This window comes from Azospirillum thiophilum (genome assembly GCF_001305595.1).
Classification (GTDB): Bacteria; Pseudomonadota; Alphaproteobacteria; order Azospirillales; family Azospirillaceae; genus Azospirillum; species Azospirillum thiophilum.
This window is the reverse complement of sequence record NZ_CP012403.1, coordinates 492,426-514,844: the sequence shown is the minus strand read 5'-3', so window position 1 is coordinate 514,844 and position 22,419 is coordinate 492,426. Positions and strand designations below refer to the sequence as shown.

20 protein-coding genes are annotated in these 22,419 nt (G+C 68.1%); 15 read left to right on the top strand and 5 right to left on the bottom strand.

What is annotated here, in order from left to right; all coding sequences use genetic code 11:
• Nucleotides 1-2 precede the first annotated feature (2 nt).
• The 4 genes from urtC (at nt 3) to AL072_RS35230 (ending at nt 3,426) form a co-directional block, all read left to right on the top strand.
• Nucleotides 3-1,181 carry an urea ABC transporter permease subunit UrtC gene (gene urtC / locus AL072_RS21500; RefSeq protein WP_045584247.1) on the top strand — a complete coding sequence of 393 codons (1,179 nt, stop codon included), beginning with the start codon at nt 3-5 and terminating at the stop codon, nt 1,179-1,181.
• A gap of 3 nt (nt 1,182-1,184) precedes the next feature.
• A complete protein-coding gene (urtD, locus tag AL072_RS21495) occupies nt 1,185-1,931 on the top strand; it encodes an urea ABC transporter ATP-binding protein UrtD (protein ID WP_045584246.1) in 747 nt (248 codons plus the stop codon).
• Between the two features lie 14 nt (nt 1,932-1,945).
• A complete protein-coding gene (gene urtE, locus AL072_RS21490) occupies nt 1,946-2,641 on the top strand; it encodes an urea ABC transporter ATP-binding subunit UrtE (RefSeq protein WP_045584245.1) in 696 nt (231 codons plus the stop codon).
• 632 nt (nt 2,642-3,273) lie between these two features.
• A complete protein-coding gene (locus AL072_RS35230; protein ID WP_167543395.1) occupies nt 3,274-3,426 on the top strand; it encodes a hypothetical protein in 153 nt (50 codons plus the stop codon).
• A 37-nt stretch (nt 3,427-3,463) separates the two neighbouring features.
• On the opposite strand, the gene AL072_RS21485 is transcribed toward AL072_RS35230, so the two are convergent.
• Together AL072_RS21485 and AL072_RS21480 are read right to left on the bottom strand one after the other, a co-directional pair.
• Nucleotides 3,464-4,342 carry a 5'-nucleotidase, lipoprotein e(P4) family gene (locus AL072_RS21485; RefSeq protein ID WP_045584639.1) on the bottom strand — a complete coding sequence of 293 codons (879 nt, stop codon included), beginning with the start codon at nt 4,340-4,342 and terminating at the stop codon, nt 3,464-3,466.
• Nucleotides 4,343-4,474: 132 nt separating this feature from the next.
• Nucleotides 4,475-5,098 carry a glutathione S-transferase family protein gene (locus AL072_RS21480; protein ID WP_045584244.1) on the bottom strand — a complete coding sequence of 208 codons (624 nt, stop codon included), beginning with the start codon at nt 5,096-5,098 and terminating at the stop codon, nt 4,475-4,477.
• Nucleotides 5,099-5,209: 111 nt separating this feature from the next.
• Here AL072_RS21480 and AL072_RS21475 point away from each other — a divergent pair, with 111 nt between their 5' ends.
• The gene (locus AL072_RS21475; protein ID WP_045584243.1) at nt 5,210-6,115 is read left to right on the top strand and encodes a LysR family transcriptional regulator; all 906 of its coding nucleotides are present in this window, start codon (nt 5,210-5,212) and stop codon (nt 6,113-6,115) included.
• A gap of 23 nt (nt 6,116-6,138) precedes the next feature.
• Here AL072_RS21475 and AL072_RS21470 read toward each other — a convergent pair whose 3' ends face one another.
• Complete coding sequence (locus tag AL072_RS21470; protein WP_082109229.1) at nt 6,139-7,254, bottom strand: formylglycine-generating enzyme family protein; 1,116 nt, start codon at nt 7,252-7,254, stop codon at nt 6,139-6,141.
• Nucleotides 7,255-7,566: 312 nt separating this feature from the next.
• Between AL072_RS21470 and AL072_RS21465 the strand changes: the two genes are divergently transcribed.
• The 7 genes from AL072_RS21465 (at nt 7,567) to AL072_RS21435 (ending at nt 12,740) form a co-directional block, all read left to right on the top strand.
• On the top strand, nt 7,567-8,343 hold the full coding sequence (locus AL072_RS21465; protein WP_045584242.1) for an outer membrane lipoprotein: 777 nt from the start codon (nt 7,567-7,569) through the stop codon (nt 8,341-8,343).
• Between the two features lie 74 nt (nt 8,344-8,417).
• Complete coding sequence (locus tag AL072_RS21460; protein ID WP_245636910.1) at nt 8,418-8,924, top strand: PaaI family thioesterase; 507 nt, start codon at nt 8,418-8,420, stop codon at nt 8,922-8,924.
• 181 nt (nt 8,925-9,105) lie between these two features.
• Nucleotides 9,106-9,570 (top strand): 50S ribosomal protein L13, encoded by a 465-nt coding sequence (gene rplM / locus AL072_RS21455; RefSeq protein WP_045584241.1) that lies wholly within the window; start codon nt 9,106-9,108, stop codon nt 9,568-9,570.
• A 2-nt stretch (nt 9,571-9,572) separates the two neighbouring features.
• Nucleotides 9,573-10,058, top strand: a complete 486-nt coding sequence (gene rpsI, locus AL072_RS21450; protein WP_045584240.1) for a 30S ribosomal protein S9 — start codon at nt 9,573-9,575, stop codon at nt 10,056-10,058.
• A 121-nt stretch (nt 10,059-10,179) separates the two neighbouring features.
• A complete protein-coding gene (gene argC, locus AL072_RS21445; protein WP_045584239.1) occupies nt 10,180-11,256 on the top strand; it encodes an N-acetyl-gamma-glutamyl-phosphate reductase in 1,077 nt (358 codons plus the stop codon).
• A 166-nt stretch (nt 11,257-11,422) separates the two neighbouring features.
• A complete protein-coding gene (locus tag AL072_RS21440) occupies nt 11,423-11,959 on the top strand; it encodes a gamma carbonic anhydrase family protein (RefSeq protein ID WP_045584238.1) in 537 nt (178 codons plus the stop codon).
• A 169-nt stretch (nt 11,960-12,128) separates the two neighbouring features.
• Nucleotides 12,129-12,740, top strand: a complete 612-nt coding sequence (locus AL072_RS21435) for an OmpA family protein (protein ID WP_045584237.1) — start codon at nt 12,129-12,131, stop codon at nt 12,738-12,740.
• A 141-nt stretch (nt 12,741-12,881) separates the two neighbouring features.
• On the opposite strand, the gene AL072_RS21430 is transcribed toward AL072_RS21435, so the two are convergent.
• Nucleotides 12,882-13,562, bottom strand: coding sequence for a pyridoxamine 5'-phosphate oxidase family protein (locus tag AL072_RS21430; protein ID WP_045584636.1), 681 nt, complete (start codon nt 13,560-13,562; stop codon nt 12,882-12,884).
• A 119-nt stretch (nt 13,563-13,681) separates the two neighbouring features.
• Between AL072_RS21430 and pdxR the strand changes: the two genes are divergently transcribed.
• Entirely contained in the window at nt 13,682-15,163 is a 1,482-nt protein-coding gene (gene pdxR, locus AL072_RS21425) for a MocR-like pyridoxine biosynthesis transcription factor PdxR (protein ID WP_045584236.1), read from the top strand.
• Nucleotides 15,164-15,167: 4 nt separating this feature from the next.
• Here the strand turns inward: pdxR and AL072_RS21420 are convergent, their stop codons facing one another.
• The gene (locus tag AL072_RS21420; RefSeq protein WP_045584235.1) at nt 15,168-16,100 is read right to left on the bottom strand and encodes a glycosyltransferase; all 933 of its coding nucleotides are present in this window, start codon (nt 16,098-16,100) and stop codon (nt 15,168-15,170) included.
• Nucleotides 16,101-16,381: 281 nt separating this feature from the next.
• Here AL072_RS21420 and treS point away from each other — a divergent pair, with 281 nt between their 5' ends.
• Nucleotides 16,382-19,747 (top strand): maltose alpha-D-glucosyltransferase, encoded by a 3,366-nt coding sequence (gene treS / locus AL072_RS21415; RefSeq protein ID WP_045584234.1) that lies wholly within the window; start codon nt 16,382-16,384, stop codon nt 19,745-19,747.
• A gap of 280 nt (nt 19,748-20,027) precedes the next feature.
• Complete coding sequence (gene glgB / locus AL072_RS21410) at nt 20,028-22,310, top strand: 1,4-alpha-glucan branching protein GlgB (RefSeq protein ID WP_045584233.1); 2,283 nt, start codon at nt 20,028-20,030, stop codon at nt 22,308-22,310.
• Nucleotides 22,311-22,419 lie beyond the last annotated feature (109 nt).

Below are 22,419 nucleotides of genomic sequence, written 5' to 3'. Positions count from 1 at the left end.
CGATGCTGCTGCGCTTTTTCCTGTTGGGGCTGGACCGCAAGGCCGGGATCGTGCTGACGATCCTGGCACTCCTGGCGGTCGCGGTCCCGGTGATGACGCTGTGGGTTCCGGCGGACTCGCCCTTCCACCTGTCGATCTTCACCGTCTCGCTGCTCGGCAAATACCTGTGCTTCGCGCTGCTGGCGCTGGCGCTCGATCTGGTCTGGGGCTATTGCGGCATCCTGTCGCTCGGCCATGCCGCCTTCTTCGCGCTCGGCGGCTACGCCATGGGCATGTACCTCATGCGGCAGATCGGGCCGCGCGGCGTCTACGGCAACCCGGAACTGCCCGATTTCATGGTCTTCCTGAACTGGACCGAGCTGCCCTGGTACTGGCTGGGCTTCGACCAGTTCTGGTTTGCGGCGCTGATGGTGCTGCTGGTGCCGGGGCTGCTGGCCTTCGCCTTCGGCTGGTTCGCCTTCCGCAGCCGCGTCACCGGCGTCTACCTGTCGATCATCACCCAGGCGCTGACCTTCGCCCTGTTGCTGGCCTTCTTCCGCAACGACATGGGCTTCGGCGGCAACAACGGCCTGACCGACTTCAAGGACATCCTCGGCTACGACATCCAGGCCAGCACCACCCGCGTGGCGCTGTTCGTGGCGACCGTCGCGGCGCTGGCGCTGTCCTACATGATCGCGTCGGGCGTCATCGCCTCCAAGCTGGGCAAGGTGCTGGTGGCGCTGCGCGACGCCGAGAGCCGCGTGCGCTTCATGGGCTACGACACCGAAAGCTACAAGCTGTTCGCCTGGACCCTGTCGGCCTGCATGGCCGGCGTCGCCGGCGCCCTCTACGTCCCGCAGGTCGGCATCATCAACCCCTCGGAATTCGCCCCGGCCAGCTCGATCGAGGCGGTGATCTGGGTCGCCGTCGGCGGGCGCGGCACGCTGGCCGGCGCCATCCTGGGCGCGGTGCTGGTCAACATGGGCAAGAGCTATTTCACCGGCGCCCTGCCGGAGCTGTGGCTGTTCGCGTTGGGCGGCCTGTTCGTGGCGGTGACCCTGTTCCTGCCCAAGGGCCTGCTGGGCCTGTGGGGCCAGTTGGCCGCGAGGATGCCCGGCCGCAAGACCGCCGCTCTTCCTCCCACCCTTCCCAATGGCCCCACTCTTTCAAATGGCCATGCCGCCGACCAGAAGGGAGCCTGACCCATGAGCGCGGAATCGACCCTTCTCTATCTCGACGGCGTGTCGGTCAGCTTCGATGGCTTCCGGGCGCTGAACAGCCTGTCGCTGGTGATGATGCCGGGCGAGATGCGGGCGATCATCGGTCCGAACGGCGCCGGCAAGACGACGATGATGGACGTCATCACCGGCAAGACCCGGCCCGACACCGGCACCATCCTGTTCGAGGGCGGCACCGACCTGACGAAGCTGCGCGAGGCGGCCATCGCCAATCTCGGCATCGGCCGCAAGTTCCAGCGCCCCACCGTGTTCGAGCCGCATACGGTGTGGGACAATCTGGAGCTGGCGCTGAAGGCGCCGCGCCGGCCGCTGAAGACGCTGACCTATGCAATCAGCCGCGACGACCGCGCCCGGATCGAGGAGATCCTGGACATCACCCGCCTGTCGGCCCTGCGTGCCCGCCAGGCCGGCAGCCTGTCGCACGGGCAGAAGCAGTGGCTGGAGATCGGCATGCTGCTGGCCCAGGATCCGAAGCTGCTGCTGGTCGACGAGCCGGTGGCCGGCATGACCGACGCCGAGACCGAACAGACCGCCGAACTGTTGTGCAGCATCGCCGGCCGCCATTCGGTGATCGTGGTCGAGCATGACATGAGCTTCGTCCGCGCGCTCGGCGTCAAGGTGACGGTGCTGGCCGAGGGCTCGGTGCTGGCCGAAGGCTCGCTGGATGCGGTCAGCGCCAACGCCCAAGTCATCGACACCTATCTCGGCCGCTGAGGAGGAGCCGTAACATGCTGGACGTTCGTTCCATCGATCTGCATTACGGCGCCGCACAGGCCCTGCGCGGCGTGTCCATGAAGGCGGAGGTCGGCAAGGTCACCTGTCTGGTTGGCCGCAACGGCGTCGGCAAATCCAGCCTGTTGCGCGCCATCGTCGGGTTGAAGCCGGTGTCCGGCGGCGCCATCGGCTGGGACGGCGCCGACGTCACGAAGATGGCGCCGGCCGACCGGGCGCGCCGCGGCATCGCCTATGTGCCGCAGGGGCGCGAGATCTTCCCGCTGCTGACGGTGCGGGAAAACCTGCTGACCGGCTACGCCCCGCTGCCGCGCTCGCAACGCTCGATCCCCGACGAGGTGTTCGAGCTGTTCCCGGTGCTGAAAACGATGCTGGAGCGCCGCGGCGGCGACCTGTCGGGCGGGCAGCAGCAGCAACTCGCCATCGGCCGCGCCCTGGTGACGCGCCCGCGCCTCCTGGTGCTGGACGAGCCGACCGAGGGAATCCAGCCGTCGATCATCAAGGACATCGGCCGGGCGATCAGCTATCTGCGCGACAAGGGCACCATGGCGATCCTGCTGGTCGAGCAGTATTTCGACTTCGCCCGCGACCTCGCCGACGATTGGGTGGTGATGGAACGCGGCGAGGTCATGCTGTCCGGCCCGCGCAGCGGCCTGGACGAGCAGGAGGTGCGAAAGTACCTGACGGTGTGATGGCGGTTCCGGGAAGGAGCCGCCCGATAAAGAAAGGCCGGCGGGGAAACCGCCGGCCTTTTTCCGCATGAAAATGGCTGGGTGCTTATGCAGGTCCACACTATGTACGCGAGCGGTCGGAGCGGAGCGACCGTGCAGGTGCCGGCGGTGACCTCGCCGAAGGGGATGTTTCCAATGCCGGCCGACAGCTTGACGTCCGCCATCCCGGCGAGGACAGAATCGGTCAAAGGCCTCGTCGAGTCAACCCGTTGGGGTTGAGGAAACTTGCGCCGACATCTCGGGGGGTGGCGTGGAAAAACTGTTAAAGCACTGTCCTGGCTTTATTTTTTGTCAAACGTGCAATCGTATGTGATTGATTTCGTGGCAATATTACAGCCTTGTCATGGCACGCGGAGGCTTCGTCGGCATCGAAGTAAAAACACAGTCTTCCGAAGTCACTTCGGCCTTGCGCAAAAGTGGTAGAGGAGGGGCGCCGGACCGGTGTGAATGCGGCAACCTGTACATTGGAGGTATGCCCTATCCACGGCGGTACATCGCAAGTGCCTGCCTCAAGTCCCGGGCTCTTTAACAGTCGTTAAGGATCGTAACCTCATGATGACGTCAACGCCATCCTGCTCCCGGAGCCACAGGCCATGTCGATCTACAACGCCGCCTCTTTCGAAGCCGCCCCCTCCGTCGAGCCGACGATCCGCAAGATGCGCGGACTTCCGCGGGTGGCCGTCTGGGCGGTGATGATCGGTGCGCCGTGGGTCGTCATCGTGCAGGCGGTGCGCCTGCTCTTCTGAGCCCGGCGCACCGCAGTCGTTCACCTTACCGGGCGCCTTACTGGGCCGGCGCCCAGGGTTCCAGCGCGCCGATCTTCCTGGCCCGCTTCTCGTCCGCCGATAGTTTGAAATTGTGGCCGTAGGGCGCGCTCTCGAACGAGCCGTAGCCGGGATTGGCCAGCATCAGCCAGTCGCGCCCGAAATGCTCCTTCGCCGCCTCGTAGGCCTTCAGCCGGTCCGCCTCGCTGCCGTTGTAGGCGTCGGTGAAGTCGCCGAAATTGTCGCCGAACAGCAGGACGATCCGGTAATCCTTGGCGATGGCCGCGCGCCGCGTGCTCTTCGCCGATCCCCAGTCCGGCTTTTCCTTGGACATCAGGAAGGTATCGACGTTGCCGCCCATCGGGAAGCCCAGCGCCTGCGCGTTGCGGCGGGTCGGCTCCTCCTGGTCGGCGCTGCGGTTGGTCACGTAGAAGACCTTGACGCCCTTCGATTCGGCATAGTGTGTGAACTCCACGGCGCCCGGCACCGCCGTCGCCTTCTCCGCCTTCACCCAGCCATCCCAGCTCTTGGGCGAGAAGTCGGTGCCGGTGGTCACGAGGCCGGCCTGGTAGGCCGAGTTGTCCATCGCCGTCTCGTCCAGGTCCAGCACCACCGCCGCCGGCAGGTCCTGGTAGGCGCCGGTCTGCTCGGTCGCCGCGGTCCAGTTCTTGTCGGCCAGCGCCTTGTCCAACTGGATCCGGCCCAGCGCATAGACCGCCAGCGCATTCGCCTTGTATTCGACCGAGCGCTGCATCCACAGCTCGGCGTTCAGCAGGTCGTTCTGCGGCACCGGGCCTTGGGGAGCCGGATCCGCCGCCATCGCGGTTCCGGTCAGCAGGGAGAGGACAACCGCACCGGACAGCAGCGACCAGCGCCCGGAACAGGCGGATTTGCGCATCGACACACCCATCGATCAAGTGTCATGGAACCGTCATCGAAGCACAGTTTGGGGCGCTTGGCGATGGTGCCGTGACGCTTGCGTCAGGAGCAAAACGTCGCTTGCGTCAGGCTGTCCGGGCACCGGCTCGGCTCAGGACGATATGGGAAGGGTGCTATGCGGCATCGGCGTGCACCGCGGGATCGCCTCCACCCGCTCCAGCCAGCGCCGCACCGCAGGGTACGGATCGAGCGGCACACCGCCTTCCGGCGCACGGGCGACATAGGCGTAGCAGGCGAGGTCGGCGATGGTCGGCCGCTCCGCCGCCAGCCAGTCGCGGTTTGCCAGATGCCCGTCCATGAAGCGCAGGATCCGTTCGGCGAGTACCTGCGCGTCGGCGTAGGAGGTGGTTCCGCCCCACAGGGTCAGGAAGCGTGCCCGCGCCGGTCCGAAGCGCAGTTCGGCCGATGCGATCGACAGCCAGCGCTGGACCTGGGCGGCCTTTTCCGGTGCCTTCGGGCTCCACAGGCCGCTGCCGTCGTAACGGCTGGCGAGATAGACCAGGATCGCGGTCGAATCCGCCAGGGCCAGGTCGCCATCGACAAGAACCGGGATCTGTCCAAGCGGATTGAGGGCGAGGAAACCGTCGGATTTCTGCAGCTCGGCATTCACGTCGACATAGCGGAATGGCAGGCCGAGGATGTTCAGGAAGGCTTCGACACGGTGGACATGGCCGGACAGCGGCGTTCCGTAGAGCGTGATGGCGGGGGTGGTCACCGGTTGGTTCTCCGTTGTCTTGCGCGGTCGATGCGGGCAAGCCAACCACTTGCGCGGCTCGGCAGGAATGCGCTTTGATCAAAAGGGACTCTTTCGGAAACTGGAAGAATCGTGGACCGGCTGGACGAACTGGCGATCTTCGTCGCGATCCTGGAGGCCGGCAGCCTTGCCGCCGCCGCCAAGCGGCTGCGCCGCTCCGCACCCGTCGTCACCCGCGCCCTGTCGGGGCTGGAGGAGCGGCTGGGCCTGCGGCTGATCGAGCGGACCACCCGCAATCTCGCCCCCACCGATGCCGGGCGGCGGCTGGCGGAGCAGGCGCGCCGGCTGCTGGCCGACTATGACGAGGCGCTGGCCGCCACCGGCACCGACCGGCCGCTGCGCGGGCGACTGCGCATCACCGCGCCGGTGATGTTCGGGCGCAAGCATGTGACGCCGCTGGTCCTCGACTTCATGCGTGCCCTGCCCGACATCCGGATCGAGCTGGTGCTGTCCGACGGCAACCTCGACCTGATCGAGGAGGAGCTGGACGTGGCGATCCGCATCGGCCCGCTTCCCGATTCCGGTCTGGTCGCCCGGCGGGTCGGGCAGGTCGGGCGTCATCTCGTCGCCAGCCCCGCCTATCTGGCGCGGCGCGGCACTCCCGAAATGCCGGAGGATCTGGCCGGGCATGACGTCATCGTCTCGACGGCCCGCTCCGGATCGCCGGAATGGCGCTTTCTGATCGATGGGCGGGAGCGGCTGGTCAGGGTCGCGCCGCGCCTTGCCGTCAGCCACATCGACTCGGCCCTGCTGGCCGCGCGCGACGGGCACGGCATCGCGCGTCCGCTGTCCTATCAGGCGGCCGACGACATCGCCGCCGGGACCCTGGTGCGGCTGATGCCGCACGCCGAGCCGGCACCGCTGCCGGTTCATGTGGTGGTGCCCTCGGCCCGGCTGATGCCCGGCCGGGTGCGCGCCTTCCTCGACCATGCGGTGAAAGGGCTGACGGCGCTGGCGGTGCTGAAGGCCGGTCCGTGATCCCCGGGCCGCCCGGTTCCCGCTCAGTGGCGCGGCGTGTCGGCCGCCGGTCCGCCGTCGAGCCCGGCCGACCGGGCGGGGGAGGCGCCGACCGTGGTCGACAGCTCGCGGACGACCCGGATGCCGTAGGCGGCATAGCCGGTCCCCGGCTCGTCGGCCCGGCGGATGGCCGAGCGGACATAGCGTGGGTTGCTGTGCCACGACCCGCCGCGCATCATCCGCCGGCCGCAGTCGCCGTCCCGGCGGGCCGCTCCGTCGGCCGGGGCGCCGTCATAGCTGCCTGCGGCGCAATCCTCCACCCACTGCCAGACGTTGCCGAGCATGTCGTACAGGCCGAAGCCGTTGGGCCGGTAGGATCCGACCGGGGCGGTGAACAGGGCGCCGTCGCGGCAGGCCGCCACCTCCCAATCGGTGAAGCGGTCCCTGGCGCTCCGGTCGGCGCCGTTCGCCGCATCGCAGCCGGCGGCCGGATCCTCGCCCCACCAGCGGGCGGTCCTGGTGCCGGCGCGGGCGGCATACTCCCATTCCGCCTCGCTCGGCAGGCGGTAGCGCTGGCCCGTGCGGCGGCTGAGCCATCCGGCATAGGCCTGCGCATCGTACCAGCCGATGCAGACGGCCGGCTCCCGGTTCGTCTGCTCGAAGCCCGGCCGGCGCCAGGAGAAATGCCAGCGCGCCAGCAGCTCGGTCTCGCCGGAGTAGCCGCGGCAGACGGTGTTCGACTCGTAGCCGCTGTCCTCGACGAAGCGGGCATATTCACCGCGGGTCACCGGGTATTTGCCGATGGCGAAAGGCTGCCGGAGCGAAACCGTCCGCTGCGGCGATTCCTCCGGGAAGCGCCCGGCCTCCGTCTCCGGCGACCCCTGGAGATAGCTGCCTGGCGGAACCACCACCATCACCGGCGCGTCGGGATGGTCCCAGACCTCGCGGATCGGATTGCCGGTGGCGGCAAGGACGGCCTGGGACCGGCCGGCCGGATCGGCGGCGCCGGGCTGGGTCTGCCAGGCCTGGAAGGCGGCCAGCCGTTCGCTTCGCCAGCCGGTCAGATCGACCGGCTCGGCCCGCCGCCAGGCCGCCAGCCCGGCCAGCAGCAGGACGAGGGCCAGAACGGCTCCCACCGAGCCGGGCAGGATACGCTTCATGACGGGGAGTTCTTTCGCGGGGATGTCGCCGTGGGTCATCCCGCCATTTCCGGTGTGTACTCGACGCCCGGCAATCGCGCGTCCGTGTCCTGGTGGGAGCACTCCATGGCGGGAGCGTGGCTCTCGCCCGGCGGGCTAGGCCGAAAGCGGCAAGCCTCCTTCCATCGGAGCGCGCGGATGCCTCCCCGTTGGCGGCGTTCCCATCGCTGCACTGCAACGCAGCCTTCCGGGCCAGTCCGGATTTTGCCCGGTGACGGCAAGGGGGGCTTTGCCGTATGAGACTGGGCGGGTCTCAATACGGATGGATCCCCCGTGCTCCGATCGGTTTCATTCTGCCTGTTCGTCGCCGTGGCCGGCGGTCTCGCGGGCTGCACCTCCGACTATTCCCCCAACACCTACGCCTCCAGCGCGGTCCAGCAGGCCAACAAGGTCGAGCCGGCGGTCGTCGTCGGCTTCCGGCAGGTGGCGATCAGTGCCAACGGCACGGTGGGCGCCGTCAGCGGCGGGGCGGCTGGCGGCATCCTGGGCGCGCAGGTGGGATCGGGAGGCATGAACGCCGCGCTCGGCACCGTCGGCGGCACCGCGATCGGCGGCCTGCTCGGCACGGCGATGGAGCACATCGCCGGCGACACCACCGGCTGGGAATACATCGTCCGCAAGTCCAACGGCGACCTGCTGTCGCTGACCCAGAAGGAGCCGCAGCCGCTGCCCATCGGCCAGAAGGTGCTGGTCATCACCGGCAGCCAGGCCCGCATCGTGCCGGACTATTCGACGCCGCTGGAGCCTGCCCCTGCGCAAGCCGACACCGGCAAGCCGGACATGGCGAAAGCGGCGGTTGCCAAGCCGGACGCCGCCGCGGCGGAAGCGCCCAAACCCGATGCCGCCAAACCCGACGCGCCCAAATCGGACATCAGGGCGGTCCCGCTCGACCCGCCTCCCGCGGCCGCGCCCGAATCGGCCGCCGGCACCGTGCCGGCCAGCGGCGGCGGGCCGATTCGCCTGACCGCTCCCACCGATACCGCTCCCGACGCCTCCCCGGCTCCGGCCCCCGAAGCAGCCGCCCCGACCGAGGCCAAGCCGGCGGAGTAGCACCATACTTGTCCGAATGGACGGGATGGCGCACAGTCCGGGAGCGCAATCATAAGCTCACCGGTCGAGGCTCCATGTCCGTCACCACGCCCGCTTCCATGCCCGCCGACGCTCCCGCTCCCGCCATGACCAAGGAGGAGCTGGCCGACCTGATCCGCGAGGGGGTTCCGCTGGTCGGGAATTTCGGGATCGTCGTCGACAGTCTCGGCGCCGGCACGATCCGCCTGCGCCTGCCCTACAAGGACGATTTCGTCCGTCCCGGCGGCACCGTCACCGGCCCGGCGATGTTCGGTCTGGCCGACGTGGCGCTCTATGGCGCGGTGCTGAGCCTGATCGGCCGGGTGGAACTGGCGGTCACCACCAGCATGACCATCAATTTCCTGCGCCGCCCGCCCCCCGTCGCCATCGTCGCCGAGGCGCGCGTCCTGAAGCTGGGCAAGCGGCTGGCCTATGGCGAGATCCTGCTCTTCTCGGAAGGCGATCCGGAGCCGGTCGCCCATGTGACCGGCACCTACTCGATCCCCCCGCACGACCCCGTCACCGTTGCGGTATCCCATTACCGTGTCGATGATGCCTCCTAAAAACTCTTTTCAAATCAATGGGTTTGCTGATGCGGTATCTAATTACCGCTCTTGTAACCAATTGATTATAAATGGAAATTTTTCGGTTGACAGGGCGTTCCCTGGACCGTAGAAAGCCGTCCGCTTCGGCGCCCCGGATTCGGCGGCCTGCCGATCCGTATTCGAAGAAACGAGTGTGGCGATGAAGACCTTCAATCTGAAGCCGACCGACATCGAGAAGAAGTGGTACGTCGTTGACGCCGACGGCCTCGTTCTCGGGCGGCTTGCCAGCATCCTGGCGAACATCCTGCGTGGCAAGAACAAGCCGACCTACACCCCCCACATGGATTGCGGCGACCACATCGTCGTGATCAATGCGGAAAAGGTGAAGCTGACCGGCAACAAGCGCGACGCCGACATCTTCTACTGGCACACCGGCTATCCGGGTGGGATCAAGGGCCGCTCCAAGGGCCAGATCCTCGACGGCAAGTATCCGGAGCGCGTGATCGAGAAGGCCGTGGAGCGCATGGTTCCGCGCGGTCCGCTCGGCCGCCAGCAGATGACCCATCTCAAGGTCTACAAGGGCGCCACGCATCCGCACGATGCGCAGCAGCCGGTCGCCATCGACATCGGCGCCCTGAACCCGAAGAATAAGCGGAGCGCGTAACAATGGCTCAGGTCACCACCACCCTCTCCGGCTTGAAGGATCTGACGGGCGCCGCCACCGCGACCGTCACCGAAGAGCTGGCCGCTCCGAAGCTGGACGCCCAGGGCCGCGCCTATGCCACCGGCAAGCGCAAGGACGCCGTTGCCCGCGTGTGGATCAAGCCGGGCAGCGGCAAGGTCACCGTGAACGGCCGCGACCAGACCGTCTACTTCGCCCGTCCGGTGCTGCGCATGATGATCGCCCAGCCGTTCGGCGTCACCGAGCGTTCGGAGCAGTTCGACGTGGTCGCCACCGTCGCTGGCGGCGGTCTGTCGGGCCAGGCCGGTGCTGTCCGTCACGGCATCTCCAAGGCGCTGACCTACTTCGAGCCGGGCCTGCGCCCGCCGCTGAAGGCCGCCGGCTTCCTGACCCGCGACGCCCGTACGGTCGAGCGCAAGAAGTACGGCCGCGCCAAGGCCCGCCGCAGCTTCCAGTTCTCGAAGCGCTAATCCCTACACGGGCCCGCGCCTTTACGGTACAAGCGAGGGGCGTCCCGAAAGGGGCGCCCCTTTCTTTTTGTCCCGACACCCACCTGCACGCTCCTCCCGTCAAGCGAAGGACATCGGTTCCATGGCCTCGACCAGCATTCTCGGCAGCACCTCCAGCGGTTCGAAGATCCGCGTCGGCATCCTTGGCGCCTCCGGTTACACCGGCGCCGAACTGGTGCGCATGCTTCTGCGTCACCCGAACGTCGAGATCAGCGCCCTGACCGCCGAACGACAGGCCGGCAAGCCGATGGCCGAGGTGTTCCCGCATCTGGGCGGCTACGGCCTGCCCGATCTGGTGAAGATCGAGGCGGTGAAGTGGGACGGGCTGGACTTCGTCTTCTGCGCCCTGCCGCACGGCACGACGCAGGAGGTGGTCGCCGGCCTGCCCAGCGGTCTAAAGGTGGTCGACCTGTCCGCCGATTTCCGCCTGAGCGATCCGGCCGAATATGCCACCTGGTACGGGCATGAGCACCGCGCCGTCGGCCTGCAGAAGGAGGTCGCCTACGGCCTGACCGAGTTCAACCGCCAGGGCGTCCGCAAGGCGCGGGTGGTGGCCAACCCGGGCTGCTACCCGACCAGCTCGCTGCTGCCGCTGCTGCCGCTGCTGATGGAGAACCAGATCGAGCCGGGCGGCATCATCATCGACGCCAAGTCCGGCGTGTCGGGTGCCGGCCGCGACGCCAAGCAGGCCAACCTGTTCACCGAGGTGTCGGAAGGCTTCAACGCCTATGGCGTCGGCAGCCATCGCCACATGCCGGAGATCGAGCAGGAGCTGCGTCTGGCCGCCGGCCGGCCGGTCACCGTCTCCTTCACCCCGCATCTGGTGCCGATGAACCGCGGCATGCTGGCGACCATCTATGTCCGCATGGCCGACGGCGTCACCGCAGACGATCTGCGGGCGACGCTGGCCGCCCGCTATGCCGACGAGTTCTTCGTCGGCGTGACCCCGGCCGGCGTGGTGCCGGCGACGCGCCATGTCCGCGCCTCCAACCACTGCCTGATGGGCGTGGTCGCCGACCGCACCCCGCGCGGCGCCATCATCGTGTCGGTGATCGACAATCTGGTGAAGGGCGCCTCGGGCCAGGCCATCCAGAACATGAACGTCATGATGGGGCTGGGCGAGACGACCGGCATCGATCAGGCGCCGCTGTTCCCGTAAGCAAAGGGCGAAGGGGGGCTGTGACGACGTTGTGGCCCCCGGTCCGCACTGTTGCACAAGGGCACCAATCGGGATTTGCTTTGGCCTGTCAATGCGAAATCAGGTGGTGCCTTAAGCCTTACGGTGTTTCAATCCCGCCCGTCATGCACGACTTCGGTACGATCTGATGTCCGGCCTTGTCCGCGCCTTCAACGGCATCCTGCCCACCGTCGACCCGACCGCGTTCATCGCGGAAACGGCGGCGGTGATCGGCGATGTCGTGGTCGGGGCGAACAGCAGCATCTGGTACGGCTGCACCGTGCGTGGAGACGTCAACGAGATCCGAATCGGGGCTCGCACCAACATCCAGGACGGCACCGTGATCCACGTGGCCTCCGAAGGGCAGGGCACCTACATCGGTAACGACATCACCGTCGGCCACATGGCGTTGCTGCACGCCTGCACGCTGGAAGACGGCTGCTTCATCGGCATGAAGGCCTGCATCCTGGATGGGGCCTATGTCGAGTCGCGGGCGATGGTCGCCGCCGGTGCTCTGGTGACGCCCGGGAAGCGGGTGACGTCCGGATTCTTGTGGGCCGGGAGCCCGGCTAGACCGGTTCGCGAGCTGACGGAAAAGGATCTCGCGGTTTTTCCGGTGCTCAGCCACCGTTATACGGATTTGGCGGAAACCTACCGGAAAAGCTGCTATGGAAGTGGAGCATAGGTCCAAGAACAGGTCCGGTTCGGCCGAACGGCTGAGGTGTCGGAACAACACCGCACACCACATGTTGGGAAGGTCGCTGCCGCGCTTGCACGTGGACGGATGCTTCGATTGATAGGTTCATCCCCCGCAGGCACTCTGAGGGGAAGGGTTCTGGAAGGGAGTGAAGACAATGAAGACTATTGTTCGCGCGGGTCTGGCTGCCATCCCGGCCGCCATCGTCGCTTTCGGTCTGTCTGCGGCCGCCAACGCCCAGGACGCGAGCCTGGTCGGCAAGGGCACCGAGTGGTGCAGCCCGGTCATCGGCTGGACCGGTCAGGTGAAGGAAGGCGTCGCTGCCCGCACCGCCGGCGGCGGTTATGTGATCCACCAGGGCAGCTATCCGTGCCCGCCGGCCGCTGCCGCTCCGGCTCCGGCCGCCGTTGCCGCGGTCCAGAGCGAATATCTGGTGTTCTTCGACTGGGACAAGTCGGCCATCACCCCGGCTGCTGATCGCGTGATCGGCGACGCCGTTGCGGCGATCCTGAAGAACGGTGGAGCCAAGATCCACGTCGTCGGCCACACCGACACGTCGGGCTCGCCGGCCTACAACCAGAAGCTGTCGCTGCGTCGTGCCGACGCGGTCAAGAAGGCTCTGGTCGCCAAGGGCATCCAGACCGCCAACATCACGACCGAAGGCAAGGGCGAAAGCCAGCTGCTGGTCCAGACCGGTCCGAACGTCCGCGAGCCGTCCAACCGTCGTGCGCAGATCCTGCCGCGTCTGATGAACGCTCCGTCGTCCTAAGGACGGATTGGCAAGGGCCGTTCCGGGGGTTTCGGAACGGTCCGACGCCTGCGGTTTTTCCGCAAGACAAAGGCCGCGCCGGGTTTTCCCGGTCGCGGCCTTTGTCTTTTCCGGCGTTTCTTCCCAGGCGATCGGGCCGTGTCAGCCGATGGCTTGGGCCGGATCCTGTGCCGGATCCCGGATCGGCTCGCCGGACACCAGCCGGAGCGGCACCACCCCCGCCCACACCGGATGGGCCATATCCTCCGGATCGTCGCCGGGCGGGCCGGACCGCCGCTTGGCGGATGCCTCGGCGATGGCGAAGGCCAGCACGGCGGTCGCCTTCAGCTCCTGGACATTCGGCGCGCGCACCTTGGCGCTGCGGCCGGGCTCGATCTTTTCCATCAGCGCATCGAGCGCCGCGCGCTTCTCCGTCTCCTCCGCCACCAGCCGCGGCCGGCCGAACAGCATCACCGACCGGTAGTTGACGGAGTGATGGAAGGCCGAGCGCGCCAGCACCCAGCCGTCGATCAGCGAGATCGTCACGCAGGCCTCGCCGCCCTCCTGCAGCCGGCGGATCATCCGGCTGGACGAGGCGCCATGGATCAGCAACTCGTTTCCGACCCGCCAGGGAATCGTCGGGATCACCATGGGGGAAGGCGCGGCATGCCCTTTGATGGCGTCGTCGACGAAGCCGACATGGCAGATCGGCGCCTCGTCGATGATGGCATGGATGAGGGCCGCATCATGGCTGCCGCGCTCGCCCAGCCGCACCGGACGGGTGCGCGGGGTCTGCAGCAAGGTGGCGGTGCCGGCGGTGGGATCGGCGGGAAGGCTGGTCATGGTCGTCCATGTGCGGAAGATGTTGCGGTGCCCCAGAATGGACAGCAGAATGGTCCCTTCGAAAGGTCCAGAATGTCGATTCAATAGGGACCAATCCAGTCTTCCGCGAAGGGATCGCCATGACCCGGCCGCTGCGTCCGGTGTTGTCCAGCCTGGGACCGCTCGCGCTCGACCGCGACGGGGCCGAGCCGCTGCACCGCCAGCTCTACCGCGCGCTGCGTCAGGCGGTGCTCGACGGCCGGCTGAGGCCGGGGGAGCGTCTGCCGCCCAGCCGGGCGCTGGCCGCCGACCGGGGGCTGTCACGCAACACGGTGGTCACCGCCTACGACACGCTGCTGGCGGAGGGCTACGTCACCGGCCGGGTCGGCGCCGGGACGTTCGTCGCGTCCACCCTGCCCGATGCGGCGCCGGGCGGCGGCGAGCGCGACGGGAGCCGGACCGAGTCACGGCGCGGCGTCGGCCTGTCGGCCCGCGGCCGGATGCTGGCCGAAGCGCCGGCTCTGGCGCGCGACCGGGCAGGGCGGCCCTTCGCACTCGGCACGCCGGCTCTGGACGCCTTTCCCTTCGCGCTGTGGGCGCAGCTGCTTGGCCGCTGCTGGCGCGGGGGTGGGCGCATGCTGGCGACGGAACCCGACCCGCTGGGCCACCCCCCGTTGCGGGCGGAGATCGCCGCCTATCTGCGGGCCGTGCGTGCGGTGCGCTGCGACGCGGAACAGGTCGTCATCGTCTCCGGCGCCCAGCAGGGGCTGGCGCTGATGGCGCAACTGCTGCTCGATCCCGGTGAGTCGGCCTGGGTGGAGGAGCCGGGCTGGCCCGGCAACCGCGCCGCCCTGCTGGGGGCCGGGGCGCGGCTGGTCCCGGTGCCGGTGGACGCGGAGGGAATCGACGTCGCCGCCGGCATGGCGCGCGGGCCCGGTGCCCGGCTGGTGCTGGCCACCCCGTCGCATCAGTTCCCGCTGGGCGTCACCATGAGCCTGACACGCCGGCTGCGCCTGCTCGATTGGGCTGCCGCGCGCGATGCCTGGATCGTCGAGGACGATTACGACAGCGAGTTCCGCTATGCCGGGCCGCCGCTTGCCGCCCTGCAGGGGTTGGACGGCGCCGGCCGCGTCATCTATGTCGGCAGCTTCAGCAAGGTGATGTTCCCGGCGCTGCGCCTGGGCTATGTCGTCGTGCCCCCCGATCTGGTGGAGCCGGTGCGGGCGGCGCGGCGCCATTTCGACGGCGGAACCAGCATCGTGCCGCAGGCCGCGCTGCATCGCTTCCTGGCCGACGGCCATTTCGCCTCGCACCTGCGCACCATGCGCGCGCTCTACGCCGCCAAGCGCGCCGCCTTCCTGGAATCGATCGCCGCCGCCTTCACCGGTTTCGCCGAGGCGGAGGCCGGCGAGGCCGGCATGCATGTCCTGCTGCGCCTGCCGCCGGGCTGCCCCGACCGCGCCTTGGCGGAGCGGGCGGCCCGCATCGGCCTGACCACACCGCCGCTGTCCGACTATTACCGCGGCGGCGGGGTCGGCAACGGCCTGCTGCTGGGCTTTGCCGCACACGACCCGGCGGCGCTGGACCGGGCGGTGCGGGATCTGGCACGGCTGGCGGGCTGACGGGTCAAGGAACCGGTTCCGCCATCCGCTCCACCGCCAGCGCGGCCCAGGCGGGATAGCGCAGGCTCAGCTGGTGCGGCCGGTCCTGCATGTCCAGCACCGGGCGCAGCACCGTCGGGTCGGCGCGCATGGCGTCCTCGCCGGCCATGTGGACGATGCCGAGCCGGCGGTTCGGCAGGAAATATTCGACCAGCTCCGCCCGTTCAGGATCGAAGCGCCAGGGGCCGATGTAGTTGCACCATTCCGGCAGCAACTCCACCGGCAGCCCGTCGAGATAGATCGCGCCGGCCATCGCCAACTGGTCGGAGGTGAACAGCCGCCCCTTGCGCAGCACCCGCTTCTGCCAGCGCTGGAACGCGGCCCAATGCGGCGCGTCGGCCTTCAGCGCATAGGCGCCGGCATTCAGCGTCGGCCGGGTCGCCAGCGCGCGGCATTCCGCAGTGCTCAGGCCGGCGCGGCTGGAGTTCTTGTACAGGATCGAGCGCACCCGCGCGAAGCGGCCGAACAGCCAGTCGAGCCGCAGCTCGGTCTCCGAGAAGCGGCCGAACTGGGCGACGATGGCGAAGCGGTTCAGCGCCGCTCCCCGCCGCAGCATCTCCACCGCCTCCCAATCCTGGACCCAGGCGTCGGCATCGATCCAGATCAGCGTGTCATAGCCGGGGAAATATGTCGGCAGATGCAGTTTGGCCAGGTTGGCCTTCAGGTGGATGCGGTTGCGCAGCTTACGGGCCGGGATGTCGACCGGCCAGGGCGGCGTCACCACGGCGGCGCCCTGCGCCTTCAACCCGGCGACCTGCTCGGCGGTCAGCCCGGCGTCGATGATGCCGATCGGGCAGTCGGCCGCCGGTTTCAATGACCGCAGCGAGGCGACCAGTTCGACAATCAGCGGATGATAGCGGGCGTCGCCGCCCGTGACGACGATGAAGGAGCCCAGCATGGCTTGTCCGCCGAATCCTATGCGCAAAGTGGTAAGTTAGCCAACCTGCCTGGATAATTCTTCGGCGTCAATCCATGTCCAGTCGGGGTTGCCGTGCTTTCGGCCGTCAGGTGCAGACAGTGGCCAAGCCGTTGCGGTGCGGGGCTTTCGCCGTCCAGCCTATCCGGAAGTCAGGGGTTGCCTCGTGACGCCCGGAGTGAAACCTTCGACCCGTTGGCTTGTTTCCGTCCCGTGTTCCCGCGACACGTGTTCCATCAATCGCATGCGAAAGTGCTGGACCCATGATCGATCGGCAGGACCGGCTCTGGTACAAGGATGCAGTCATCTATCAGCTGCATGTGAAGGCGTTCTTCGACGCCGACAACGACGGCATCGGCGATATCGCCGGGCTGACCCAGAAGCTGGACTACATCCAGGATCTGGGCGTGACGGCGGTGTGGCTGCTGCCCTTCTACCCCTCGCCGCTGCGCGACGACGGGTACGACATCGCCGACTACACCTCGGTCAACCCGACCTACGGGAACCTGGAGGATTTCCGGCACTTCATGGAGGAGTGCCACAACCGCGGCCTGCGGGTGATCACCGAGCTGGTCATCAACCACACCTCCGACCAGCACCCGTGGTTCCAGCGTGCGCGGGAGGCGCCGGCCGGATCCAACCACCGCGACTATTATGTCTGGTCCGACAGCGACCAGAAATACCAGGGCACGCGGATCATCTTCTGCGACACGGAGAAATCCAACTGGACCTGGGATCCGGTCGCCAACGCCTATTACTGGCACCGCTTCTACTCGCACCAGCCCGACCTGAACTTCGACAATCCGGAGGTCCTGCAGGAGGTGCTGAAGGTGATGCGCTTCTGGCTGGACATGGGGGTGGATGGGCTGCGGCTCGACGCCATCCCCTACCTGAAGGAGCGTGAGGGCACCAACAACGAGAACCTGCCAGAGACGCACGACGTCCTGAAGGCGATCCGCGCCGCGCTGGACGAGGAATATCCCGACCGCATGCTGCTGGCCGAGGCCAACCAGTGGCCGGAGGACGTGCTGCCCTATTTCGGCGACCCGGAAAAGGGCGGCGACGAATGCCACATGTCCTTCCACTTCCCGCTGATGCCGCGCATCTACATGGCGGTGGCGATGGAGGACCGGCATCCGATCGCCGACATCATGCGCCAGACGCCCGACATCCCGGCCGACTGCCAGTGGGCGATCTTCCTGCGCAACCATGACGAACTGACGCTGGAGATGGTCACCGACAGCGAGCGCGACTATCTTTGGAACTTCTATGCGTCGGACCGGCGCATGCGGATCAACCTCGGCATCCGCCGCCGGCTGGCCCCGCTGCTGGAGAACGACCGCCGCAAGATCGAGCTGTTGAACAGCCTGCTGATGTCGATGCCCGGCACGCCGGTGCTCTATTACGGCGACGAGATCGGCATGGGCGACAACATCTATCTCGGCGACCGCGACGGCGTCCGCACGCCGATGCAATGGTCGATCGACCGAAACGGCGGCTTCTCGCGCGCCGATCCGGCGCGGCTCTACCTGCCGGCGGTGCTCGACCCGATCTACGGCTTCATGGCCCTCAATGTCGAGGCGCAGGCCCGCAACCCCTCCTCGCTGCTGAACTGGATGAAGCGGCTGGTCGCGGTGCGCAAGCAGCGCCAGGGCTTCGGCCGCGGCGGCTTCTCGCTGCTCTATCCCGGCAACCGCAAGGTTCTGGCCTATATCCGCAGCCTGGAGACGGAAAACGGCGCGGAGATCGCGCTGTGCGTCGCCAACCTGTCGCGCTCGGCCCAGGCGGTCGAGCTGGACCTGAAGGCGTGGAAGGGCCGCATCCCGGTCGAACTGCTGGGCCGCACCGTCTTTCCGCCCATCGGCGACCTTCCCTATCTGCTGACGCTGCCGGCCTACGGCTTCTACTGGTTCGCTCTGACCGCGGAGGCGGAGCTGCCGACCTGGCACGAGGCGCCGCCGGAACCGCTGCCCGACCTACTGACCATCGTCATGCGCGACGGCTGGCACAGCCTGACCACCGGCAAGTCGGCGGACGAGCTGGGCCGCGACATCCTACAGGCCTACATGCCGCAACAGCGCTGGTTCTCGGCCAAGGACCGCCGCATCACCCGGTCGCACGTCACGCTCGCCGCCCATCTGCCTGGGCCGGGCGACGGCTTCATGCTGGTCCGCACCCAGGTTGGGTTGAGCGGGGGAGGCATGGACGGCGAGGCCGCCGACCAGAGCTATTTCCTGCCGCTGGCGATGAGCTGGGAGAGCGGAGCCGGCGGCACCGGCTGGCCGCTGCTGCCCTACACGCTGGCCAAGGTGCGGCGCGGCCCGCGCACCGGCGCGCTCTATGACGCGGTGCAGACCGACGGCTTCGCCCTGTCGCTGATCGAGGCGCTGCGGCGCGGCGAGACCCTCCCCGCAGCCACGGGCGGCGACCGCATCCGCTTCACCCCCACCGACGCGCTGGCCGCCATCGAGCTGTCGGCCGAGGCCGAGGTGCGGCGCCTGGGCGTCGAGCAGAGCAACAACTCGGTCCTGGTCGACAGCCAGATCGTGTTGAAGGTGCTGCGCCGGCTGGTGGAGGGCGAGCATCCCGAGGTGGAGATGGGCCGCTTCCTGACCGAGGTCGGCTTTGCCAACACCCCGGCCCTGCTGGGCGCGGTGGAGCAGGTGGCCGCCGACGGCACGCCGACCGCGCTGGCGGTGGCGCAGGCTTTCGTCCGCAACCAGGGCGACGGCTGGGCCAGCACCGTGGAGGAGCTGGAACGCCAGTTGGAGGACATCCGGCTGGGCGTCGCCGGTACCACCGAGGATGCGGCCGAGGCCGGCGAGCCCTTCGGCATGCATCTGGTGATGATGACCACGCTGGGGCAGCGCACCGCCGAACTGCACCGGGCGCTGGCGCAGACCACCGGAAACCCGGCCTTCGATCCCGAGCCGGTCGATGCAGGCGATCTGGCAGGCTGGACCGCCGCCGCCCGCGCCCAGGCGGAAGCCGCCTTCGCGGCGCTGCCCGGTACGCTGGACCGGCTGACCGCCGACGTGCGGGCGGATGCCGAACAGCTGCTCGCCCGCCGGGCCGAGGCGATGGACCGGCTCGACGCGCTGGCCGGGATGGCGGTTGACAGCGTCAAGACCCGCATCCATGGCGACTATCACCTGGGGCAGGTGGTGCGGGCGCAGAACGACTGGTACATCCTCGACTTCGAAGGCGAACCGGCCAAGACGCTGGACGAGCGCCGGGCCAAGGTCAGCCCGCTGCGCGACGTCGCCGGGATGCTGCGCTCCTTCAACTATGCCGCCTGGGCGGCGCTGTTCCGGCTGGACAATGCCGGCGAGCCCGCCAACGGCGGCGACAACCCGGCGCTGGCCGCCGCCCGCGACTGGGAGCGGCGCAGCGTCGACTCTTTCCTCGACGGCTACCGCACCGCCATCGAGGGCTGCCCCGTCTGGCCGTCGCAGGGCGAGGCGGCGCGCGGCCTGCTGACCCTGTTCCTGCTGGAGAAGGCCTTCTACGAGATCGGCTACGAGGCGGCCAACCGGCCGGCCTGGATCGGCATTCCGGTCAAGGGCGTGCTGGGCCTGCTGGACGATGCCCTGGAAGGAAGCGGAGGATTCGCGGCGGGCAGGGTGTGACGAAACCGCCGCGGGTATGTTCACGTCCGGAGAAGGCCTTCCGGCGAGGCTGCGCCGGCGTTGCCCCCTCCCTAACCCTCCCCCTCTTCGAGGGAGAGGGAACTGCCGCCGCTTTGCAGAAGGCACCCTCTCCCGCTCTCGGCGGACTGAAGGTCCGTCCGAAAGCGGGGGAGGGATGGGGAGGGGGCAGCGTCGGCATGGCAGGCGCGTTCCGGCTGGACGGTGAGAGATCAACGGTCCACAAGACGACAGGGCCTCCACGAAGAAGGGCAGTTGGCCAATGGCGAGCGACATGACGACGGACACCCGCAAGGACCAGGCGCAGACCGGCGTTTCCGAGGGCCGCGCCGCCGACAATCGGGCGGAGGCGTTGCTTGCGGCGGCAGCGGCCATCGCGCGGGCGGAGCATGGTGATCCCTTCGCCGTGCTGGGGATGCAGCAGGAGGCGCCGGGCCGGCCGGTGGAGGTCCGCGCCTTCGTGCCCGGGGCCGAGCGGCTGTGGGTGATCGACGCCGCCACCGGCGAGCCGGCGGGCGAGGCGGAGCGCATCCACCAGGACGGCTTCTACCGCGCGGTCATGACCGACCGGACGGAGCGGTTCCGCTACCGCCTGCGCGCCCAATACCCGCTGGCGACGCAGGAATTCGAGGACGCCTACCGCTTCGGCAACATGCTGGGCGAGCTGGACGTCCATCTGCTGGGCGAGGGCACCCACCTGCGCGCCTATGAGAAGCTGGGCGCCCACCCGCGCGAGGTCGACGGCGTCGCCGGCGTGTCCTTCGCCGTCTGGGCGCCGAGCGCGCGCAGCGTCAGCGTGGTCGGTGACTTCAACAATTGGGACGGCCGGCGCCTGCCGATGCGGCGGCGCGTCGAGGTCGGGGTGTGGGAAATCTTCGTCCCCCACGCCACCGCCGGCCAGCGCTACAAGTTCGAGATCCGCGGCCCCGACGGCACCCTGCTGCCGGCCAAGGCCGACCCCTACGCCTTCCAGGCGGAGATGCGGCCGGCCACCGCGTCGGTCGTCCACGGGCTGCCCTCCTTCGAGTGGCGCGACCAGGAATGGCAGGGCCGCAAGCTCTCCAGCTCCGACCGCAGCGCGCCGGTCTCGATCTACGAGGTGCATCTGGGATCCTGGGCGCGGGTGCCTGAGGAGGACGACCGCTTCCTGACCTACCAGGAACTGGCGGAGCGGCTGATCCCCTATGCCAAGGACATGGGCTTCACCCATATCGAGCTGCTGCCGGTCACCGAGCATCCCTTCGACGGATCCTGGGGCTACCAGCCCATCGGCCTCTATGCCCCGACGGCGCGGCACGGCTCGCCGGAGGATTTCAAGGACTTCGTCAACGCCTGTCACCGTGCCGGGCTGGGCGTGCTGCTGGATTGGGTGCCGGGTCATTTCCCGACCGATCCGCACGGGCTGGGCGAGTTCGACGGCACCCATCTCTACGAGCATGCCGACCCGCGCCAGGGCTTCCACCAGGATTGGAACACCCTGATCTACAATTTCGGCCGGACGGAGGTGCAGAACTTCCTGCTGGGCAACGCGCTGTTCTGGCTCGACCAGTACAAGCTGGACGGCCTGCGCGTCGATGCCGTGGCCTCGATGCTCTATCTCGACTACAGCCGCAAGCAAGGGGAGTGGGTCCCCAACAAGTTCGGCGGGCGCGAGAACCTGGAATCCATCGCCTTCCTCAAGCGGATGAACGAGCTTGTCTATGGCCAGCAGCCGGGTGCCATGACGGTGGCGGAGGAATCGACCTCCTGGCCGATGGTGTCGAAGCCGACTTATCTCGGCGGTCTGGGGTTCGGCTACAAATGGAACATGGGGTGGATGCACGACACCCTGGAATACATGCAGAACGACCCGATCCACCGCCGCTACCATCACCACCAGATGACCTTCGGGCTGATCTATCAGTTCTCCGAGAATTTCGTGCTGCCGCTCAGCCATGACGAGGTGGTTCATGGCAAGGGCTCGCTGATCAACAAGATGCCGGGCGACGACTGGCAGAAATTCGCCAACCTGCGCGCCTATTACGGCTTCATGTTCGCCCATCCCGGCAAGAAGCTGCTGTTCATGGGCGGCGAATTCGCCCAGTGGCGCGAGTGGAGCGAGGCGCGCAGCCTGGACTGGCACCTGCTGGACCAGCCGCTGCACCGCGGCATGCGCGATCTGGTCCGCGACCTGAACGGCCTCTACCGCGAGCTGGAGCCGCTGCACAAGACCGACTGCGACCCGGCCGGTTTCGAGTGGATCGAGTCGAACGACAACGAGAATTCGGTCTTCACCTTCCTGCGCAAGGCCGGCGACCCCGGGCACATCGTCATCGCCGTCTGCAACTTCACCCCCATCCCGCGCCAGGGCTACCGTGTCGGCGTGCCGCTTCCCGGCCGCTATGTCGAGCGGATGAACACCGACGACGCGAAGTATGGCGGCAGCGGCGTCGGCAACGGCGGCGGCGTCCATGCCGAGGAAATCCCCTGGCATGGCCGCACCCACTCGCTGGACATGACCATCCCGCCGCTCTCGACCCTGATCCTGGAGCGCAGGCCGGAGTGAACCGGCGGAACGTCGTGTTTCACGGCCGGCCGGGGGACGGGGCGGAAAGCGCGGTTTTCCGCCCCGGTTCGGCGTTGAATGGAACATATGAAACCGTATGGAACATTTT